Raw genomic sequence first — 17381 nt, 5'->3', positions numbered from 1 at the left:
GACGGCAATTTCCGCGTAGCGCCACGCGCGGTTCAAGTGGAGCGTGCTTTGCAATGAGCTACACCCCTGTCGTTCCGTTCGCCCACGACAAGGCTGATTCGGGCGCCTTCGTGGGCGGCGCCCCGGCGTTTCGCCAACTGGTCCGAATGATCGACCGGGTCGCCCCGACTGATCACCCTCTACTCATCTTCGGCCCGACGGGTTCGGGTAAGGAACTGGTCGCGCGCCGGGTGCATGCGCACAGCCAGCGCCAGGATCAACCGTTCGTCGACGTCAACTGCGGCGCGATTCCCGAGAACCTCGTCGAAGCCGAACTGTTCGGGCATGTGAAAGGCGCGTTCACCGGCGCGGCCGAAAACCGCCAGGGACTTTTTCAGCAGGTCGGCAAAGGCACGCTGCTGCTCGATGAAATCGGCGAACTGCCGCTCGCGCTGCAACCGAAACTGTTACGCGTGCTTGAAACGCGGACCTTCCGTCCGATCGGCTCGTCCACCAGTCTGCATTTCGCAGGGCGCGTCGTCGCCGCGACCCATCGCGACCTGCGCGAACTCGCGCGCGAAGGGCTATTTCGCGAGGACCTGTTCTATCGCCTCGCGGTGTTCGTGCTCGCCGTGCCCGGACTTGAGCAGCGCATCGAGGACATCCCGGCGCTCGTCACCCACTTCGCAGCGCAGCACGCGCGCCGTCTCGAGTTTTCGCCGGCCGCCATCCGGCGGCTTTGCCAGCATTCGTGGCCGGGCCATATCCGGCAATTGCGCAATCTGATCAGCCAGTTGAGCGTGCTCGCCGAAAACACGCTGATCGATGTCGACTCGCTCGAGCCGTTTCTCGCCAACGAAACCAGCGGTCCGGTGTCGCGCGCGAGTCTCGCCGACATGCTGTTGCAACTCGAAGGCCGCGACAAGCTCGCCGCCGCCGAAGACCTGCTGATCGACCGTGCGCTCGAGCGCACCAGCGGCAACAAGAGCGCGGCCGCCAGCATGCTCGGCGTGGGGCGCAAGACCATCGAGCGGCGCCTGAAGTCGCGCGAGGAACATCACCGGGAAGCGCGCAAGTGTCTCGAACACGCGAGCGCGCTGATCGAGGAGTCGAAGTTCGCGGAAGCGATTCCGCTGTTGCGCCGCTGCCTCGACGTTCTGCAGACGCCTCACGAACAGGAGGCCGTGCGCCGTTTGCAGTTCGACGCCTACCGGCTGCTCGGCATGAGCTTGCGCAGCGTGCACGGCTGGCTTTATGCGGAGGCCACCGCCTGCTACGCCGCCGCGCTGACGATCGGCGAAGGCGTCTGCCAGCCCGCCGAAATCGCCGCGATCCAGTTCGGCATCTGGACCACGCAGCTCACAACGCTCCAGCTCAAGCAGGCGCGCGGCACCGCGCAGAACATGCTGGAGCGCGCACAGAACGGCGGCGACCGGGTTTCGCTCGACGAAGCCCACGTGGCGATGACCAACACCCTCTTCTGGCTCGGCGACAGCGAGGAAGCGCTGGCCTGTCTCGCGCGCGGCAACCTGCTCGGCGTGGGGCGCAACGACATCCGTACCGGCTCGCAAGGAATCGATCTCGCCAGCCTCGCCTTGACTTTCGAGGGGCTGGCCGCGTATCAGATCGGCGCTTTCGGGCAGGCGCGGCGCGCCATGGAGATGTTGATCCTGCGCGCGTCCGAACCGGGCGCACATGCGCTCGCTCATGCCGTCAACCTGCAGGGCGCCGCGTGGCTCGCCTGCCTGTTCGACGACGTGGACCGGCTCGGCCATCTCGCGAGCGAACTCGAATCGGTGTCGATCGCGAACGGCTTCGCGTTCTATCGCGGCGTCGGCCAGGTGCTGCGCGCCTGCCACCTCAGCGCGCTCGGCCAATCCGACGAAGCGGAAACCGTCATGCTCGACGGCTACGACAACCACGTCGTGTGCAATGGCGGTGCGCTGTTTTATTCGTTCAAGACGTGGCAGCACGGCGAACTGCTGCTGCGCGCCGGCCGCGCGAAGATCTGCGAGGCGATTCTCGCCACCGCGATCGACGAGACCCTCGCCCGCCAGGAGCGCGTCTATCTGGGCGAACTGCTGGTCACCCGGGCGCGCGCGCAGTGGGCGCTCGGTGACGTAAACGCCGCCGAACTCGGTCTGCGCACCGCGCTGTCCACCGCGCTCGCGTTCGGTTCGGTGCCGGCGCGCGTGGACGCCGCGCGCTATCTCGCCGATCTGCTGCGCTCCACCGGCCGCAGCGCCGAAGCCATCGACACACTCGAACGCGGCTTGCGCTCTCTGACCACGGATCCGACGACTCGCGTCACCAGCGCCGCGAATCTGCTTGCCGAACTTCAGCTGGACGCTTCTTTCAACCTCGACAGTAAAGGAATCGCAAATGGCATATGAATTACGCCGGGAAGATCTGGAACCGCTGCTATTGGGAGCAGCGTTCTTCGGTAGCGGCGGCGGCGGCACGATCGAATCCGCGCGGCATCTCGCCGGGCATTTCGTGACCGGCGACTATTACCCCACCGACACGGTCAAGGTCGTGTCGGTCGACGAGGCCACCGAAGGCGCGGCCGTGATGGTCGCCTACCTCGGCGCGCCTGAAGCCATCAACTCCGCGACGTATCCGCTCGGCCCCGTGACGGCCGTGCAGAACGTTCAGGCCCGGCTCGCATCGCAATCCACCAAGCTCGCCTACGTGATGCCGCCGGAAAGCGGCGCGCTGGGCTTCACGGTGGCGGCGCTGGTGGCGGCGAAGCTCGGCCTCGCGGTGATCGACGCCGACGGCGCCGGCCGCGCCGTGCCCTCGCTGCCGATGCTCACCTTCGCGGCCGCCGAGATCGATCCGCGCCCGGCGTTTCTCGTGAGCCAGGGCGGCCTGTGCGTCGAACTCGACGTGACGCCGCGCAACAGCAATCAGGGCGGCCCGACCCATCAACGCGACGTGTCGGCGATCGTCGAGCAGATGATGCGTCCGGTCGTCGCCGATCCCGAGTTCGGCCAGTTCGGCGGCCTCGCGATGTGGGTGATGAAGCCGGCCGAGATCCGCCGCGCCACGCCGATTCACGGCACCTTGACGCGCGCGCTGGAACTCGGGCGCGCGTTGCAAGCCGGCCGGATCGGCAGCGCGCAGCAGATGATCGGCTATCTCGCCGAGCATTGCGGACTCGCTGCGCGCGCCATCTCGGAGCCCGGCGAACTCGTTTCGGCCGAGGTCGATACGAGCGGCGGCTTCGACGTCGGCAAGGTGCATATTCAGGCCGGCCAGCGGACCTATACGGTGCTGTATCAGAACGAGTCGCTGCTCGCGTGGGACAGCGCCAATCCGCAGCCGATCGTGTTGTCGCCGGATAGCGTCGCGTATTTCGTCGGCGGCGAAGGTCAGGCGATCTTCAGCAACGGCGATTTGCTCCAGGACGACGGTTCGTTGAACCCGGTGATCGGCAAGCGCCCGGTGACGCTGATCGCCTGGCGTGCCGAAGCCGAGTTGCGCAAGCCCGGCCTGATTCTCGACAGCTTCATGCAGCTGCTGAACACGCTCGGCTACCTCGGGCCGTATGTGCCGCTTGAAACGCTCCACACCGCACGCAAGGGAGACGCAGCATGAGCACGCCTTCGAACTCGGCTATGCGCATCTGCGTGCTCGTGCCCGTCGCCACGTCGGCTTACAACGACCGCATCATGAAGGCGATCGCGCCGGTCTTGCCGGCGGACGTGCAGGTGGAGATCCGCAATATCACCACGGGGCATCCCGATATCGAGAACCGCACGAACTGGCTGCAGAACGGCATGCCGGTGGTCGAACTCGCGCAGGCGATCGCCAACGACGGCTTCGACGGCATCTGGCTGACCGACTTCGACATGTGCGGCGTCGAGGCAGCGCGCGAAGTGATCGATATCCCGATCATCGGCGGCTTTCCCGCTGCGGCGTTCACCGCGCTCGCGCTCAGCCAGCGCTTCTCGATCATCACGATCCTGCAAAGCACGCTGGCGATGCAGCGCGGTCATCCGCAGACCTACGGCATCCAGGACAACTTCGCGTCGATCCGCGCGATCGATTGCCCGGTCTCGCAGCTCGACAATGTCGACGTGGTGGTCGTTCGCACCTTCGAGGCAGCGCTGAAGGCGATCAAGGACGACGGCGCGCAGGCCATTCTGCTCGGCTGCACGGGTTTCGTGGACGTCGCGAGCCGCGTGTCCACGCTGCTCACCGAGGCGCTCGGCGCTTATGTGCCGGTGATCGATCCGAATCAGGCCGGCTTCAGCTTCCTCGTCTCGCTCGTGCGGATGAAGGTACGTCCCAGCCGGTTGACTTATAGCAAGGTCAGTCTGCAGTCGTAAGCCGGGCGCTTGTCTCCTCGTGCTCGTCCGGCGCGGCACTATCCCCGCGCCGGATCCCTCCGCTTTCCCGGTCTCCCCCTGTCTCCCATCGCTTTCGTCCCCCATGTGGACGAAAGCGCCCTCTCGTCATGCTCAATATGGTCAATTGGACGAAATCGTCCAATCTTGAGGCCGAGCGTGGACGAGACTGACCAATCGCCGGTTCAAAAGCCACCTGCACTCTCGCCTGAACGCGGTTTTCAGGCTTGGCACGGTCATTGCTTAAATATTGAGACGAAATGTCGCCTGAAGAAGCAAGCTGGACGGGCGGCTTCCGCAACATGCAGCAAATCCGTCCGACAAGCCGGGGGAACCTGAGAGACCAACAAGATCACGCGCTGCAAAGCGTTCGACACACCGACGTCCGGCGACATGCAAGTTGCAGCTGAATCGCCGACGTAGCCGAACCCTGGCCCTCCTGTATTTACCGAGGCCGTTCGGTTAGTGATCCGAACGATAGTTGACGCGCCGATCGAGTCCAACGACGTCTTGTCGTTGGCAACAGACCGAGAGAGGGCTGTGCTGTTGTTGTAGTGGTGACTGTCGTGTGTCGACGCATCGCGGCCGAATACTTCCATAGAGAAGATCGTCGCGATGCGTGACCGCGAAATGGCGGACTCCGCCTGGCTATGTACCAGGCGAGCTGTCACGGGGTGCGGCCGCCGTTGCCTTCCCTTGCGGGGACAAGCAGCGGCGGCTTGCTCTTTTTTATCAGGCTGCGTCACGCGCGGCGCATTCACCCATCCTTTGCGGGGCATTCGAATCATCGGCCGGCGGCGTTGCACGGCCGGCCATCCCGACAGATTTTTCTGGATCGTCAGACCAGCGGCCTCTTGCATTGCATGACCACGCAGATCCACTGCGTGAAAGGAATCTGCTTTTGCAACCCTACGCGGCGTCAGATTGTTAGCGACGTCGCGAGCGGACCATACTAGCCATTCACGGGGATTCACAACAATGCATCACCACATTTTCGAAAACGAACTCGTTCATCTGGAACGCGTGATCGCCTGCGCGTCACGCGAACCGTTCCCGCCGACCTACTGGCGCGACCGCGTCGAACATCTGAAAAACTGTCCGCACGCGCCGCTGTTCAGCTATCGCATTGCCCGCCTGACCCGGCTTGTCGCCGCACTGAACGGATAAGACACATCAGACGGATAGGCGCCGCCTTCCGCCGCCCTTGATACCTGGTAGACTTTCCGGTCGACCGCCCCGCTCTATTTTCTCCTCTACCGCGACGTCACCCGCTTGGACCGCCCCAGCAATGGGGCCAGTCAGCACGCGCGATGGCAGCGAAAGCACGCTGCATTTCATAGGCGTGTACTATCGACGGCATTGCCTTAATCTCATTCTATTGATGGTGAGTCTCACCTATATTTTGAGTTGCAGCAGCAGGCCCGACGACGCGAACTATCCTCGCCAAAAGCATGCCACGACATGCGTATCGGATGGAAAGCATGTGCGTCATGTAATCGCAGCGGTACACCCAGTACACTCACAAGAGCCCACCAGGTAATGTTCCGGCTGCCCCTCGGCGCGGGATCGTGCAATGCGCCATAGAAGACAGACGCCGCAACAGAACGAATAGTGGGTACGTCCTCACAAGGAGATAGCGCATGTCAAGCGAAGCAAAGTGCCCGTTCAACCATGCCGCCGGCGGCGGCACGACGAACCGCGACTGGTGGCCCAAGCAACTGCGGCTGGATCTGCTGAGCCAGCACTCCAGCAGGTCGGACCCGCTGGACGGCAGCTTCAACTACGCCGAGGCTTTCAAAACCCTCGATCTTGCCGCGGTGAAGAAAGACCTCGCCGCGCTGATGACCGATTCGCAGGACTGGTGGCCGGCCGACTTCGGCCACTACGGTCCGCTCTTCATCCGCATGGCCTGGCACAGTGCCGGCACGTACCGCATCGGCGACGGCCGCGGCGGCGCCGGGCGCGGCCAGCAGCGTTTCGCGCCGCTCAACAGCTGGCCGGATAACGTCAGCCTCGACAAGGCGCGCCGCCTGCTCTGGCCGATCAAGCAAAAGTACGGCCAGAAGATTTCCTGGGCCGACCTGCTGATCCTGACCGGCAACGTTGCGCTCGAAACCATGGGCTTCAAGACCTTCGGCTTCGCCGGCGGCCGCCCCGACACGTGGGAGCCGGATCAGGACGTCTACTGGGGCAACGAAAAGACCTGGCTGGGCGGCGACGTCCGCTATGGCAAGGGCGCCGCAGGCAATGAAGACGATGGCGGCGTCATCGTCGCCGACGTGGAAAAGCACGGCGAAGAGGTCAGCCGCGACGACAACGGACGCATCCTGGAAAATCCGCTGGGCGCCGTGCAGATGGGCCTGATCTACGTCAACCCGGAAGGCCCGGACGGCAATCCGGATCCGCTTGCCGCCGCGCATGACATCCGCGAGACCTTCGCCCGCATGGCCATGAACGACGAGGAAACGGTCGCGCTGATCGCCGGCGGCCACACCTTCGGCAAGACGCACGGCGCCGGTCCGGCGGATAACGTCGGTCCCGAACCCGAGAGCGCGGATATCGAGAACCAGGGGCTGGGCTGGAAGAACAGTTACGGCTCCGGCAAGGGCGCCGACACCATCACGAGCGGCCTCGAAGTCACCTGGACCACCACGCCGACGCAGTGGAGCAACAACTTCTTCGAGAACCTGTTCAAGTACGAATGGGAACTGACCAAGAGCCCGGCCGGCGCCAACCAATGGGTCGCCAAGGGTGCCGACGAGACGATCCCGCACGCTCACGATTCCTCGAAGAAGCAGCGGCCGACCATGCTCACCACCGACCTCTCGCTGCGCCTCGACCCGGCCTACGAGAAGATTTCGCGGCGCTTTCTGGAAAATCCCGACCAGCTCGCCGACGCCTTCGCCCGCGCGTGGTTCAAGCTGACGCACCGCGACATGGGACCGCGCGCCCGCTATCTCGGACCGGAAGTGCCCTCTGAAGAACTGATCTGGCAAGACCCGATTCCGGCAGTCGACCACCCACTGGTCGACGATCAGGACATCGCCTCGCTCAAGCAGAAGATCCAGGCCTCGGGGCTGTCGGTGTCGCAACTGGTGTCGACAGCCTGGGCGTCGGCGTCCACCTTCCGCGGTTCGGACAAGCGCGGCGGCGCCAACGGTGCGCGTATTCGCCTCGCTCCGCAGAAAGACTGGGCCGTCAACCAGCCCGAGCAGCTGTCGAAGGTCCTGAAGACGCTCGAAGGCATCCAGAGCGAGTTCAACGGCGCGCAGTCCGGCGGCAAGAAGGTGTCGCTCGCCGACCTGATCGTGCTGGCGGGCAATGCCGGCATCGAGCAGGCGGCAAAGAGCGCCGGGCATCAGGTGACGGTGCCTTTCGCACCCGGACGCATGGACGCCTCGCAGGAGCAGACCGATGTGGAGTCCGTCGGCGCACTCGAACCCGTCGCCGATGGTTTCCGCAACTATGTGAAGGGCAACATCAAGGTCTCGCCTGAGGCATTGCTGATCGACAAGGCGCAATTGCTGACGCTGACAGCGCCGGAAATGACGGTGCTGATCGGCGGCCTGCGCGCGCTGAATGTCGGGACCGGGCAGAATCCGCAAGGCACCTTTAGCGACAAGCCGGAAACGCTGACCAACGACTTCTTCCGCAATCTGCTCGACATGGGTACGGAATGGAAACCGGCCTCGCCGGCCCGTGACGTCTTCGAGGGACGCGACGCCAAAACCGGTGCGGTGAAGTGGACCGGCAGCCGCGTCGATCTGGTGTTCGGTTCGCATGCCCAGTTGCGGGCGCTCTCCGAGGTCTATGCAAGCGAGGACGGCAAGGAGAAATTCGTCCGCGACTTCGTCGCCGCATGGGTCAAGGTGATGAACCTCGACCGCTTCGACCTCGCCTGAACGGGCGCCGCGGTTGCGTCGGGGTTGCCGCCCTGACGCAACGCTGCCCACCCAATCGGTGAAGATAAAACTGCTGTGTTACGGTGCGAGCTCCGTTGTATCGGAGCCGCACCGTTTGTTTTTGTGCGGCAGGATGGTGGAGTGTGCGAGAGTGGCGGACGGGCAAAACCCTGCTTCAAGGTCGAGAGCCCGCGCACCGCGCCGTCGAGAATGACGGCGCGGCAATGACGGCACTGCGGTCGACGACATGAGGAGCCCGATCAATGGGAAGCACCAGCGCAGTTGCGGCAGCGGCAGTCGCCTTTGTGGGCAGTCACTTTCTCCTTTCCCATCCGCTGCGCAGACCGCTGGTCGGCGCAATCGGCGAAACGGCCTTCCTGGGCGTGTATTCGCTGATCGCGTTCGTGACGCTCGGCTGGCTGATCGTGGCTTACATAAAGGCGCCGCTCTCCGCGCCGCTATGGCCGGTAGGAGACGTGCTCTGGGCGATTGCGACCGTGCTCATGCTGATTGCGGCGGTCCTGTTGATGGGTTCCCTGATCCGCAACCCGGCGCTGCCTACCGGCGGCCGGCCCGGTGCGTTTCCCGACACCGCGCGCGGCGTGTTCGCGGTAACGCGCCACCCGATGATGTGGTCGTTCGCACTGTGGGGGCTGTGCCATATCGCAGTGTTTCCGGTGGCCAAAAACGTCATCCTGGCAGCGGCCATGGTGATTCTCGCGCTGGTCGGCGCCGCGCTGCAGGACCGCAAGAAGGAGCGGCTCCAACCCGACCTGTGGCCCGCATGGGAATCGCAGACCAGCTACCTGCCGTTCGCGGCGATCGCGGCCGGCCGCGCGCGGCTGGGCGGCTTCGGCATGCACGCGCTGTTGGGCGGCCTGGTCGTCTGGCTCGCGGCGACCTGGGCGCATATCCCGCTCAGCGGCTGGGCCGCGGGCATCTGGCGCTGGCTGTAGACGCGGTCTCGTCAGTGCCGTCGCTCAAGCCGCCCTTCATGCCATGGCATGGCGACTCGATGTGAACGACTCTCTGCTCGTCGATGTGAAATCGGCTGCCTGAAGCGGCACCGTATCGGACCCGCAGATCGAACGCTTCTCGCCGGCTCGGGCCAGGATGCGCGTCAGATGCGAATAGAAATGCTGCAGTTGTTTCGCGTCCGAAGCGCGCGGTTCGAGATCGAACGCATCTTCGAGCGCGCGGCGCGATACATGGAAACGTTGAAGTCCGTGGACGATGCGAATCTGAAAGACGACGCCGTCACTATTGTGCGGCACCGCTGCCCAAATGAGCGAATGGCTACTCATGGAGCCCCCCGTGGATCATGTTGGATCGTTAATTCGTCAATTCATATTCGCATATCTCGGTGTGTGGCGAATCTTTTCAAAATTGTGACGTTTCACGATTCGACATTTTTACCACGGTCGGCATATTGCGGTGCAGCAAAATACCTGTAGACTGAAGAAGGGGCAACTGCAATTGCGCACCCATGGCCGCACTATGACGGGAGAACGCGCCATGACAACTTTTCAGTCTTCACACACTCCAACCGTCCCCGTATTGCATGTTTTCGAGCAAGCCGGAGGCTGGCATTGGGGCATCACAATTCCGCGCGCGAAGGGAAGCGGATTCAAACTGATCGCCTACAGCGAAACGACCTTCGCGGTTGAAGACGCCGCTCGCAGGGACGGGAACGAGGCGTTGGAAAGCCTCGCGGATAACGCCGCGCGCGACCGGATCACGACCGGCGTCGCGTGAATTCAATCGGCCTCGCGCGTCGGCGCCGGGCTGCACGTGAAGGTCTCCGCCGCACCGGCGCCACACTATTGTCACACTTTAAAACGACGATCGATGCTTGCACCGTCCATGGCCCGGGCGGGCGGCATGGCGCGGCGATTCTGCCGCCGTGCCGACGATAGTGACCGCTGTGCGGCCCGCTGCGCCCGATCCGGGCATGCGGCGTGCTCCGCATAACGCGGCAGAAAACATGAGAGACACCGTGAAGCAACGAGCGACTGTTGTCTGCCAGCTTGGCAGGCGAATCCTATTGGTCAGCCGGGAAGGCACCCGCTGGTCGCTGCCCGGCGGCAAGCCCGAGGCAGGGGAAGATCTGCGTGAAACGGCGCTGCGCGAATTGATGGAGGAAACGCGCCTTCAGGCGACGGACATGCGGTACCTGTTCGGCTTCACCGGCATCCACACCTGCCACCACGTATTTGTCGCGACGCTTGCCGATGGCGACGAGCCGATGCCCAGCAACGAAATTACACGTTGCACCTGGGCGAAAGTGACGGAGGTGGGCGCGCTGCCGGTCAGCACTTCAACGAAGGGGATCGTTGAAGTGCTGACCATGGCGTCCAACGGCGCATCGAGACTGCCTGGCGACTACGTCCAGGCTGTGGATCTCGGAGCCTACGTCTCGCGCTGATCGAACCGCCCCGGCGCTCGTCGGAGCCTACGACTTGGCAGGGCGCCCGGTCTTGACCTGTTCGACAGCTGACACCGCCGCCAGAAGACGCTTCAGCGCCGCGGATTCGAGCAGAAGCAATCCAGCGCGCAGGATTTCGCCCTTCTTCACCGACACGCCGGCAGCCAGGCATTTCTGTTTCAGCGCGGCAATTTTGTCGTAATCCGATTTCGGCATCGTGAAGCTGTCGCGCACGACTTTCTCTTTCTTCGCGCGCTTATCCTTGACCGCAGCGGCTGCTTTGACAGGCACTGCCGCGTCGGCTGCAACCTTCTTAGCCTTCGACACTTTCTTTGCGCTTGCGCTCTTCTTCTTTACCGCGACGGTCGCGGTGGGCTCGGCAACGTCGCCTGCGGTTTCGGACGCGGCATCGGCACCTTTCGGGAAGTGAAAGGTCTTCTTGGTTGCTTTTTTGACGCTCGGTTCACTCATTAAAATCTCCTCAAAAAACATAACGGTATAAACAGTATATACGGTTACATTGTGGCGTGAGTTCCGGACATGGCAGATCGGTGCGCTACGCGTTGACGTAGTGCAGCAAAAAACGGAGTTCGATTCGTTGCGTTGCAGCGTAGCGAGACGCACTCGCCCCGCGTATTCGACGCGAATTTGAGCTCCCATCGCGATAATTCGCGCGGTCACCCGGACGCCACGATTCGATGGAATAATGGCGTTTCGTGCTCGCCTGGATGACTCGTAGAATTGCAGCCGGATGTGCTGCAACCCGACATCATTCAGGGGGGCGCGCTTCACCTGCTATCAGCATCTCTCTCAAGGTCCCGGCGCTTTGCCGGTGCGATCGTCGCCTTCTTCTCGCGCTTGCGCCGGCGCGTTTTCCGTTCTGCCCGGTTCGTCGGCATGAAGCAATGCGGGCGTAAGAAAGCAGCCCATGACGGCGGACAGGATAATGAAAATCGAGGCCGCATCGACCAGCAGCCCGAACCGGATAAAAATCAGAAAGCAGCACAGCACATTGAGCAGATGCAGCAATAAGCCCAGAACGGTCGAACCCTTCGGGACGGTTCGCATGAACACCGCGAAGCGCGACTGACGCTGCGGCACATACCAGATGATCAGCAGCCCGAACGTCATGATGAAGGCGCTTTCCGCCCATTTCAGCCAGGTGGGCCTGCGCAGGAACCGCTCCTCCACGATCGTCTCGATCACTTGCGCCTGAATTTCGATACCCGGCACCAGTTCCCCCAGCGCGGTTGTGCGCATGTCGGTCACACCCGCGCCGGTCAGGCCAACCAGCACCAGCTTGTTGCGGATCCGGGCGGGGTCGACGCTCCCCTGCAGGACGTCGCGTGCCGACACGTAGCGGCTCAGCGTCGAGCGAATGGACGCGAAATGCAACCAGATGTCGCCGCCGGGCTGCGTGGGCACCTGCACGTCCGCGACGCCCACCGCCTGCACGCCCGATGTGTCGGCAAAGACGTCGATCGCCGATGATCCGGTGGCGAGGCGGAGCATTTCCATCGGCAGACTGGGAACGAGCTTCTCCCTCAAACCCATGATGAGCGGAATACGCCGAACCACGCCCTGTTCGAGCGCCACGCTCAGCATCGCCTGTCCGTGAGCCGCCGCCTGCAATTCCGGCAAGCTGGCGAGCACATAGTCGAAGCGTTGCACCGAGTCGAGCGGGTCGGCGCCATGCACGAGGATCGGCGCACTGCGCATGTCGGTGCGGGCGGCGAGGCCGGCATGATCGAGCGGCGCGGCACCCAGTATGGTGGGCGCCGCGCGCAGCGAGCGCGCGAGAATGGCTTCGTGACTCGGCAGCGCCCGCAAGCCGGCGGCCAGCGCGGCCGCCGATTTCGGCAGAGCGGCGGCAATCTTGTCGGGCGAGGTCTGATCCGGCTCGGGCATGTAAATGTCGAGGCCGATGGCCAGCGGTTTCAGTGCGTCGATCGCATCGACCAGAGTCGCGAGCCGGTCTCGCGGCCACGGCCATTGACCGACGCTCGCCAGCGTCTCCTCGTCGATCTCCACGATGGTCACCGGTTGCGCGGTCGGCACCCGCGGGTAGTGACGCTGATACTGGTTGAACAGAATTTGCCGCGCGGTTTTGAAGGAATCGGGCAGCGCCGCGTCGAGTGCGTCGACGAAAGCCGGGCGCGGAATGTCGCTCGGCCATTCGCTGGTCAAATTGAGCAGGCTCAGGCCGAACAGCAACGCCAGCGCCACCGGGCGCCCTTGGGCCGTCCTCAGCAGACGCCTGATCCACGCGACCTGCGGGGCGAAATAGCGTTTCATCGACGGCAAGGCCATTCAGCACCCTGACTCGCGCGGGTCATTGGATGGTGATGACCGCGCGCCGGTTCATGCGATGGGGAATCCCATCGGCCGTGGGGACCAGTGGCTCGCGCTTGCCGCGGGCCGCGGTCTCGATCCGTTGGGCAGGAATGCCTTGCTTGATGAGGAACGCGGCAACCGTCTGCGCCCGCTGCATGGACAATTTGTCGTTGAATTCCTGCGAGCCTGCCAGGTCGGTGTGACCGACCACCACGAGTTGAGGCGCGGGCCAGGTCGCGAGGACGGCTTTCAGTTTCTGCACCGTGGCGGCCGACTCCGGCGCCAATTCGGTGGCGGAGTCGAACAGGAAAAAGATCGTGAATGTCATGGGCCGCGGCGGCCGGGCCGCGAGCAGTTCGCCATAGCGGGCCTGCACGGTGGATTGGCTATCCACCGTCGGCTCGATGCTGCCGCTTTTGGTGACGTCGACGCCGGCGTAAGCCTTGTCGATGGTCTGCTCTCCGGTGGCGCTGTGGACCACGACCGCGCCGACCTTGCCGTCGGGATCCGGCAATAAAATAATTTTGTCCGGAGTACTACACGCGGCCAGAGAAGCTAGCATGACGAATGCCGCCGCCCATGCCAGCCCGTAACGTCGGATCGAGGCCTTCAACGCGCCCCCTCCCCTTTGTCGCCGACTTCGATGATGAACTCGGTGCCGCGCACGCCGAGCGTCGTAGTCGGCGTGCTGAAACGGACGGCGTCCGGATTCGCCTTCGCCAGCTTGCCGGAAATCACGGCGAGAGAACCGCGCTTGACGGAAGCGTCGAGCACGCCGCCATGGGTCGTGGTATTGAAGGCGAATTGATTGAGGTCGAGAATGGTATCGGCGCCGGCCGAGAGCTGGGTGGTGTCGCGCAGCGTGATGCCGACGGAGGATTGCGGGCCGGTCACGATCCGATCCTTGCCATATACCTCGCTGCCGATGGCCGCGCCCGAACTTGCTCCGGAGCGCTCGATCTGCACGGTGCCCTTGACCGTCTTGACGACACCGGCGGCGTCGTCGGCCAGTGCGTCCGCGAGAGTCAGGCATCCGCAGGCGAGGAGCAACGCATAGTGAGCGGCTTGGAGACGCATCGGTGGCACCTGATGGCGAAAACGCTGCATTCCGCGCGACAGCGCGGCTCCCTGATGTCGGCGGAGACTTCTCTGCGGCATCCATCAGACTAGCGCCGCGCTCCGGGTCACTCTGTGCGCTTCCGCGCATATCGCCCAGAGACGCTCCATTGGCGGCCGGTTCGCGTCGGCATGCCTCTCGCTTAAGGGTTAACCCATTCAGAACCGCGCATCAAACTGCATACAGTTCTTGCATACGAGCCTGCTTCAGACGCGGGGGTATTGCCGCCCGGGGACTTCCGGCGGTGCTTCCTCAGTTCCACGAACTCAAAGGAGATGAAAGATGGAGATCCGCGACCCTTCGCCCGGCCTTTACAACGAAGACCTCGCCCCTTCAAGGGTGCGCAACTGGGGTGCCTTCAGCATCTTCAACGTGTGGACCTCCGACGTGCACAGCCTCTGGGGCTACTACCTCGCCGCCAGCCTGTTCCTGTTGTGCGGCACGTTCACCAACTTCGTGCTGGCGATCGGGATCGGCTCGCTGGTGATCTTCGCGCTGATGAACCTGATCGGCTACGCCGGCGAGAAGACCGGCGTGCCTTATCCGGTACTGGCGCGCGCGTCCTTCGGCGTGTGGGGCGCCAATCTCGCAGCGCTGGTGCGCGCCGTGGTGGCCTGCTTCTGGTACGGCGCGCAGACGGCCGCGGCGGCGGGCGCGGTGGTCGCGCTGCTCATCCGCAACGACAGCCTGATGGCGTTTTACAAGGGCACGCACTTCCTCGGCCACTCGGGACTGGAGGTGATCTGTTACGTGGTCATCTGGGCGCTCCAGTTGCTCATCATCCAGAAAGGCATGGAGACGGTGCGCAAGTTTCAGGACTGGGCCGGCCCGGCGGTGTGGGTCGCGATGCTGATTCTGGCGATCGGACTGTGCGTGAAGGCCGGCGGCTTCTCGTTTTCGCACGGCATTCCGATGGACGTGCTGCTCGACAAAACCAAAGATGCGGGTGTCAGCGGCGAGCCGGGCTCGTTCTGGGCGCTGATGGCAGTGGGCGCGACCTGGATCACTTACTTCGCGGCGCTGTACCTGAATTTCTGTGACTTCTCGCGTTACGCCAAGAATCGCGATGCCGTGAAGAAAGGCAATCTGTGGGGCCTGCCGGTCAATCTGATCGCGTTCTCGCTGGTGGCCGGCATCACTACCATCGCCGCCTTCAAGGTGTACGGCGAAGTGCTGCTGCACCCCGAACAGATTTCCGCCAAATTCGATAGCTGGGTACTGGCGCTGATCGCGGCGCTGACCTTCGCGGTCGCCACGCTGGGCATCAACGTGGTCGCCAATTTCGTGTCGGCCGCTTTCGACATCTCCAACGTTTTCCCGAGGCAGATCAGCTTCAAGAAGGGCGGCTACATTGCCGCGGCCATCGCGCTGGTGCTCTACCCGTTCGCGCCGTGGGAAGGCAACGCCGCGCACTTCGTCAACGCCATCGGCGCGACGATGGGCCCTTTGCTGGGGATCATTCTGGTCGACTACTATCTGGTGGCCAAGGGCAACATCAACGTAGCAGCGCTCTATCAGGAGTATGGCGAATACCGTTACGAAGGCGGCTGGAACGTCAACGCGTTGATAGCGGCAGCGATCGGCAGCGTGTTTTCGACCTTTCTACCGAACTTCACCACGCTGCTGCCGATCTGGTGGAATACCTATGGCTGGTTCTTCGGCGTGCTGATCGGCGGCGGCACGTATCTGATCATGGCGACGCTGCGGCCACGCGCAGCCGTCGCACCGACCCGCGCTTAGGGATTCTCGCGGGCTGGACGCGGTGCCGCGCGTTCAGCCCAGGTGGATCAAGCATTAGCGTGCGCTGCAGGGCGCAGGCGGACTGGTCGTCGCGATAGTCGCGATAGTCGCGATAGTCGCGATAGTCGCGCCTGATTTTTTCACGGGTTGATCTGCCCTGCTGCAATATCTTCCAGCGATCTTCCGCGCGTCGGCACGCCCATGAGCAACACCGCCATCGCTCCGATCAGCAGCACCAGCGTCGTCGCCCCGAACACGCCGGCAAAACCCAGCCGCGGGTAGACGTACCCGACGAGGATAGGCGCGGCGATCGCGCCCAACCGGCCAATCGACGAAGCGAGCCCGGTGCCCGTCGCGCGTACGTCGGTGGGAAAGACCTCCGGGGTATAGGCATAAACGCCGGCATAGGTGCCGTTCATGAAGAACGAAAGCAGGATGCCCGACACCATGATGCCTGTATCCGTACCGGTCAACGCAAGCCCGAGCGCCGAGATGCCGCCCAATATCATGTACGACGCAATCGTCGCCTGCCGGCCGATCTTCTCGTTGAGCCACGCGCCCGAAAAGTAGCCGGGAATCTGCGCGATGTAAATCACGAGCGAATAGGAAAAACTTCGCGTGATCGTCATTCCGTTCTGAACCAGCAAGCCGGGAATCCACGTGAAAAACGCGTAATAGCTGAACGTGATGGACAACCACATCAGCCACGTCATGGCCGTGATGCGCGCGAGCTTCGCGGCCCATAACGCCTTGACGTTCGCGATGATCGAGGCCCGTCCGGCCGCGAGCGGAACGGCTTCCTCGCGCGCGGCGGGCAGCGGCTCCAGCCGCACGCCGGCTTTCAGCACTTCCGCTTCCATCCGCGACACGATCGCATCGGCTTCCGCGTGCCGGTCGCGCGCCTCGAGCCAGCGCGGCGACTCGGGCAACGCGCGGCGCCACCAGAGCAGCATCACGATGGGCAGTGCGGTGATGACCATGACCGCGCGCCATGCATTGGGTGCAAGCGGGATCACCAGATAGCCGAGCAATGCCGCCGCCACGAAGCCAAACGAGAAGAATCCCGCGAGGCTGCCGGTGAAACTGCCGCGATACCGTCGCGCCACGAACTCCGAAAGAAACGGCGCGACGATGGCGCTTTCGGCTCCCGTTCCCAGGCCGGCGACAATACGCGTCGCCAGAAAAAAGCCCCAGTCGTTCGCGAGCGCGCTGGCAAGAGAGGCGATACAGTAAATCACGAGCGCATACATCATGACCTTGCGTCGGCCGATGATGTCGCCGAGCATGCCCGCGAGCATCGCGCCGACGAAGTAGCCCATGAACGTACCGCTTCCCAGCACGCCGGTCTGCACGCTCGTCAAACCCCATTGCGTGCGCAGCACCGGCAGCAGGAACGCGAGCACGGCGGCGTCCATCGCGTCGAAGGTGTAGCCGAGGCCGCCCATCAGCAGCAGACGGCGATGAAAACCTGAAAATGGCAATCGCTCGATACGGGCGGCAATCATCGACATGGGCAAGCTCCGGTCAGGACA

The 17381-nt window shown here is 63.6% G+C and carries 16 protein-coding genes; 9 read left to right on the top strand and 7 right to left on the bottom strand.

The genetic code is table 11. The features are described 5' to 3' along the window. Positions 1-53 precede the first annotated feature (53 nt). From ACFSNN_RS10285 to ACFSNN_RS10275, 3 genes are read left to right on the top strand one after another with little or no spacing between them, the layout of a single operon-like run. Positions 54-2372, top strand: coding sequence for a sigma-54-dependent transcriptional regulator (locus ACFSNN_RS10285; RefSeq protein WP_134456003.1), 2319 nt, complete (start codon positions 54-56; stop codon positions 2370-2372). Next, positions 2362-3579, top strand: coding sequence for a DUF917 domain-containing protein (locus ACFSNN_RS10280; protein ID WP_134456002.1), 1218 nt, complete (start codon positions 2362-2364; stop codon positions 3577-3579). The genes ACFSNN_RS10285 and ACFSNN_RS10280 overlap by 11 nt, the downstream gene beginning before the upstream one ends. Further along, positions 3576-4313: an aspartate/glutamate racemase family protein gene (locus ACFSNN_RS10275; protein WP_134456001.1), complete on the top strand. Its 738-nt coding sequence runs from the start codon at positions 3576-3578 to the stop codon at positions 4311-4313. The genes ACFSNN_RS10280 and ACFSNN_RS10275 overlap by 4 nt, the downstream gene beginning before the upstream one ends. Positions 4314-4567: 254 nt before the next feature. On the opposite strand, the gene ACFSNN_RS10270 is transcribed toward ACFSNN_RS10275, so the two are convergent. Then, positions 4568-5191 (bottom strand): hypothetical protein, encoded by a 624-nt coding sequence (locus ACFSNN_RS10270; protein ID WP_134456000.1) that lies wholly within the window; start codon positions 5189-5191, stop codon positions 4568-4570. A gap of 118 nt (positions 5192-5309) precedes the next feature. Here ACFSNN_RS10270 and ACFSNN_RS10265 point away from each other — a divergent pair, with 118 nt between their 5' ends. The 3 genes from ACFSNN_RS10265 (at position 5310) to ACFSNN_RS10255 (ending at position 9189) form a co-directional block, all read left to right on the top strand. After that, the gene (locus ACFSNN_RS10265; protein WP_134455999.1) at positions 5310-5498 is read left to right on the top strand and encodes a hypothetical protein; all 189 of its coding nucleotides are present in this window, start codon (positions 5310-5312) and stop codon (positions 5496-5498) included. A gap of 473 nt (positions 5499-5971) precedes the next feature. Further along, complete coding sequence (gene katG / locus ACFSNN_RS10260) at positions 5972-8233, top strand: catalase/peroxidase HPI (protein ID WP_134455998.1); 2262 nt, start codon at positions 5972-5974, stop codon at positions 8231-8233. Between the two features lie 263 nt (positions 8234-8496). Further along, the gene (locus ACFSNN_RS10255; RefSeq protein WP_134455997.1) at positions 8497-9189 is read left to right on the top strand and encodes an NnrU family protein; all 693 of its coding nucleotides are present in this window, start codon (positions 8497-8499) and stop codon (positions 9187-9189) included. 36 nt (positions 9190-9225) lie between these two features. On the opposite strand, the gene ACFSNN_RS10250 is transcribed toward ACFSNN_RS10255, so the two are convergent. Continuing rightward, entirely contained in the window at positions 9226-9537 is a 312-nt protein-coding gene (locus ACFSNN_RS10250; protein WP_134455996.1) for a hypothetical protein, read from the bottom strand. Between the two features lie 130 nt (positions 9538-9667). On the opposite strand from ACFSNN_RS10250, the gene ACFSNN_RS10245 reads away from it, so the two are divergent. Together ACFSNN_RS10245 and ACFSNN_RS10240 are read left to right on the top strand one after the other, a co-directional pair. Next, positions 9668-9988: a hypothetical protein gene (locus ACFSNN_RS10245; protein ID WP_244322735.1), complete on the top strand. Its 321-nt coding sequence runs from the start codon at positions 9668-9670 to the stop codon at positions 9986-9988. A 229-nt stretch (positions 9989-10217) separates the two neighbouring features. Then, on the top strand, positions 10218-10658 hold the full coding sequence (locus ACFSNN_RS10240; protein WP_134455995.1) for an NUDIX hydrolase: 441 nt from the start codon (positions 10218-10220) through the stop codon (positions 10656-10658). Positions 10659-10685: 27 nt separating this feature from the next. On the opposite strand, the gene ACFSNN_RS10235 is transcribed toward ACFSNN_RS10240, so the two are convergent. The 4 genes from ACFSNN_RS10235 to ACFSNN_RS10220 form a co-directional block, all read right to left on the bottom strand. Next, complete coding sequence (locus tag ACFSNN_RS10235; protein ID WP_134458828.1) at positions 10686-11129, bottom strand: hypothetical protein; 444 nt, start codon at positions 11127-11129, stop codon at positions 10686-10688. Positions 11130-11468: 339 nt separating this feature from the next. Continuing rightward, the gene (locus ACFSNN_RS10230) at positions 11469-12953 is read right to left on the bottom strand and encodes a CHASE2 domain-containing protein (protein ID WP_244322734.1); all 1485 of its coding nucleotides are present in this window, start codon (positions 12951-12953) and stop codon (positions 11469-11471) included. Between the two features lie 37 nt (positions 12954-12990). After that, a complete protein-coding gene (locus tag ACFSNN_RS10225; RefSeq protein WP_244322733.1) occupies positions 12991-13605 on the bottom strand; it encodes an OmpA family protein in 615 nt (204 codons plus the stop codon). Then, complete coding sequence (locus tag ACFSNN_RS10220; protein WP_012433088.1) at positions 13602-14069, bottom strand: FecR family protein; 468 nt, start codon at positions 14067-14069, stop codon at positions 13602-13604. Before ACFSNN_RS10220 ends, ACFSNN_RS10225 begins: the two co-directional genes overlap by 4 nt. A gap of 322 nt (positions 14070-14391) precedes the next feature. On the opposite strand from ACFSNN_RS10220, the gene ACFSNN_RS10215 reads away from it, so the two are divergent. After that, positions 14392-15849 (top strand): NCS1 family nucleobase:cation symporter-1, encoded by a 1458-nt coding sequence (locus ACFSNN_RS10215; protein WP_134455993.1) that lies wholly within the window; start codon positions 14392-14394, stop codon positions 15847-15849. A 140-nt stretch (positions 15850-15989) separates the two neighbouring features. Here ACFSNN_RS10215 and ACFSNN_RS10210 read toward each other — a convergent pair whose 3' ends face one another. Then, the gene (locus tag ACFSNN_RS10210) at positions 15990-17360 is read right to left on the bottom strand and encodes an MFS transporter (RefSeq protein WP_134455992.1); all 1371 of its coding nucleotides are present in this window, start codon (positions 17358-17360) and stop codon (positions 15990-15992) included. Positions 17361-17381 lie beyond the last annotated feature (21 nt).

It is taken from the genome of Paraburkholderia dipogonis (genome assembly GCF_042680985.1).
Taxonomy (GTDB): Bacteria; Pseudomonadota; Gammaproteobacteria; order Burkholderiales; family Burkholderiaceae; genus Paraburkholderia; species Paraburkholderia phytofirmans.
This window is presented reverse-complemented; position numbering and strand designations above follow the sequence as displayed.

What these genes read in the sequence shown, in the direction of transcription:
- ACFSNN_RS10240 (WP_134455995.1), top strand. Translation starts at nt 10,218, where the DNA reads ATGAGAGACACCGTGAAGCAACGAGCGACTGTTGTCTGCCAGCTTGGC.
- ACFSNN_RS10215 (WP_134455993.1), top strand. Translation starts at nt 14,392, where the DNA reads ATGGAGATCCGCGACCCTTCGCCCGGCCTTTACAACGAAGACCTCGCC.
- ACFSNN_RS10255 (WP_134455997.1), top strand. Translation starts at nt 8,497, where the DNA reads ATGGGAAGCACCAGCGCAGTTGCGGCAGCGGCAGTCGCCTTTGTGGGC.
- ACFSNN_RS10285 (WP_134456003.1), top strand. Translation starts at nt 54, where the DNA reads ATGAGCTACACCCCTGTCGTTCCGTTCGCCCACGACAAGGCTGATTCG.
- ACFSNN_RS10270 (WP_134456000.1), bottom strand. Translation starts at nt 5,191, where the DNA reads ATGCAAGAGGCCGCTGGTCTGACGATCCAGAAAAATCTGTCGGGATGG.
- ACFSNN_RS10275 (WP_134456001.1), top strand. Translation starts at nt 3,576, where the DNA reads ATGAGCACGCCTTCGAACTCGGCTATGCGCATCTGCGTGCTCGTGCCC.
- ACFSNN_RS10230 (WP_244322734.1), bottom strand. Translation starts at nt 12,953, where the DNA reads ATGAAACGCTATTTCGCCCCGCAGGTCGCGTGGATCAGGCGTCTGCTG.
- katG (WP_134455998.1), top strand. Translation starts at nt 5,972, where the DNA reads ATGTCAAGCGAAGCAAAGTGCCCGTTCAACCATGCCGCCGGCGGCGGC.
- ACFSNN_RS10265 (WP_134455999.1), top strand. Translation starts at nt 5,310, where the DNA reads ATGCATCACCACATTTTCGAAAACGAACTCGTTCATCTGGAACGCGTG.
- ACFSNN_RS10280 (WP_134456002.1), top strand. Translation starts at nt 2,362, where the DNA reads ATGGCATATGAATTACGCCGGGAAGATCTGGAACCGCTGCTATTGGGA.
- ACFSNN_RS10250 (WP_134455996.1), bottom strand. Translation starts at nt 9,537, where the DNA reads ATGAGTAGCCATTCGCTCATTTGGGCAGCGGTGCCGCACAATAGTGAC.
- ACFSNN_RS10235 (WP_134458828.1), bottom strand. Translation starts at nt 11,129, where the DNA reads ATGAGTGAACCGAGCGTCAAAAAAGCAACCAAGAAGACCTTTCACTTC.
- ACFSNN_RS10220 (WP_012433088.1), bottom strand. Translation starts at nt 14,069, where the DNA reads ATGCGTCTCCAAGCCGCTCACTATGCGTTGCTCCTCGCCTGCGGATGC.
- ACFSNN_RS10210 (WP_134455992.1), bottom strand. Translation starts at nt 17,360, where the DNA reads ATGTCGATGATTGCCGCCCGTATCGAGCGATTGCCATTTTCAGGTTTT.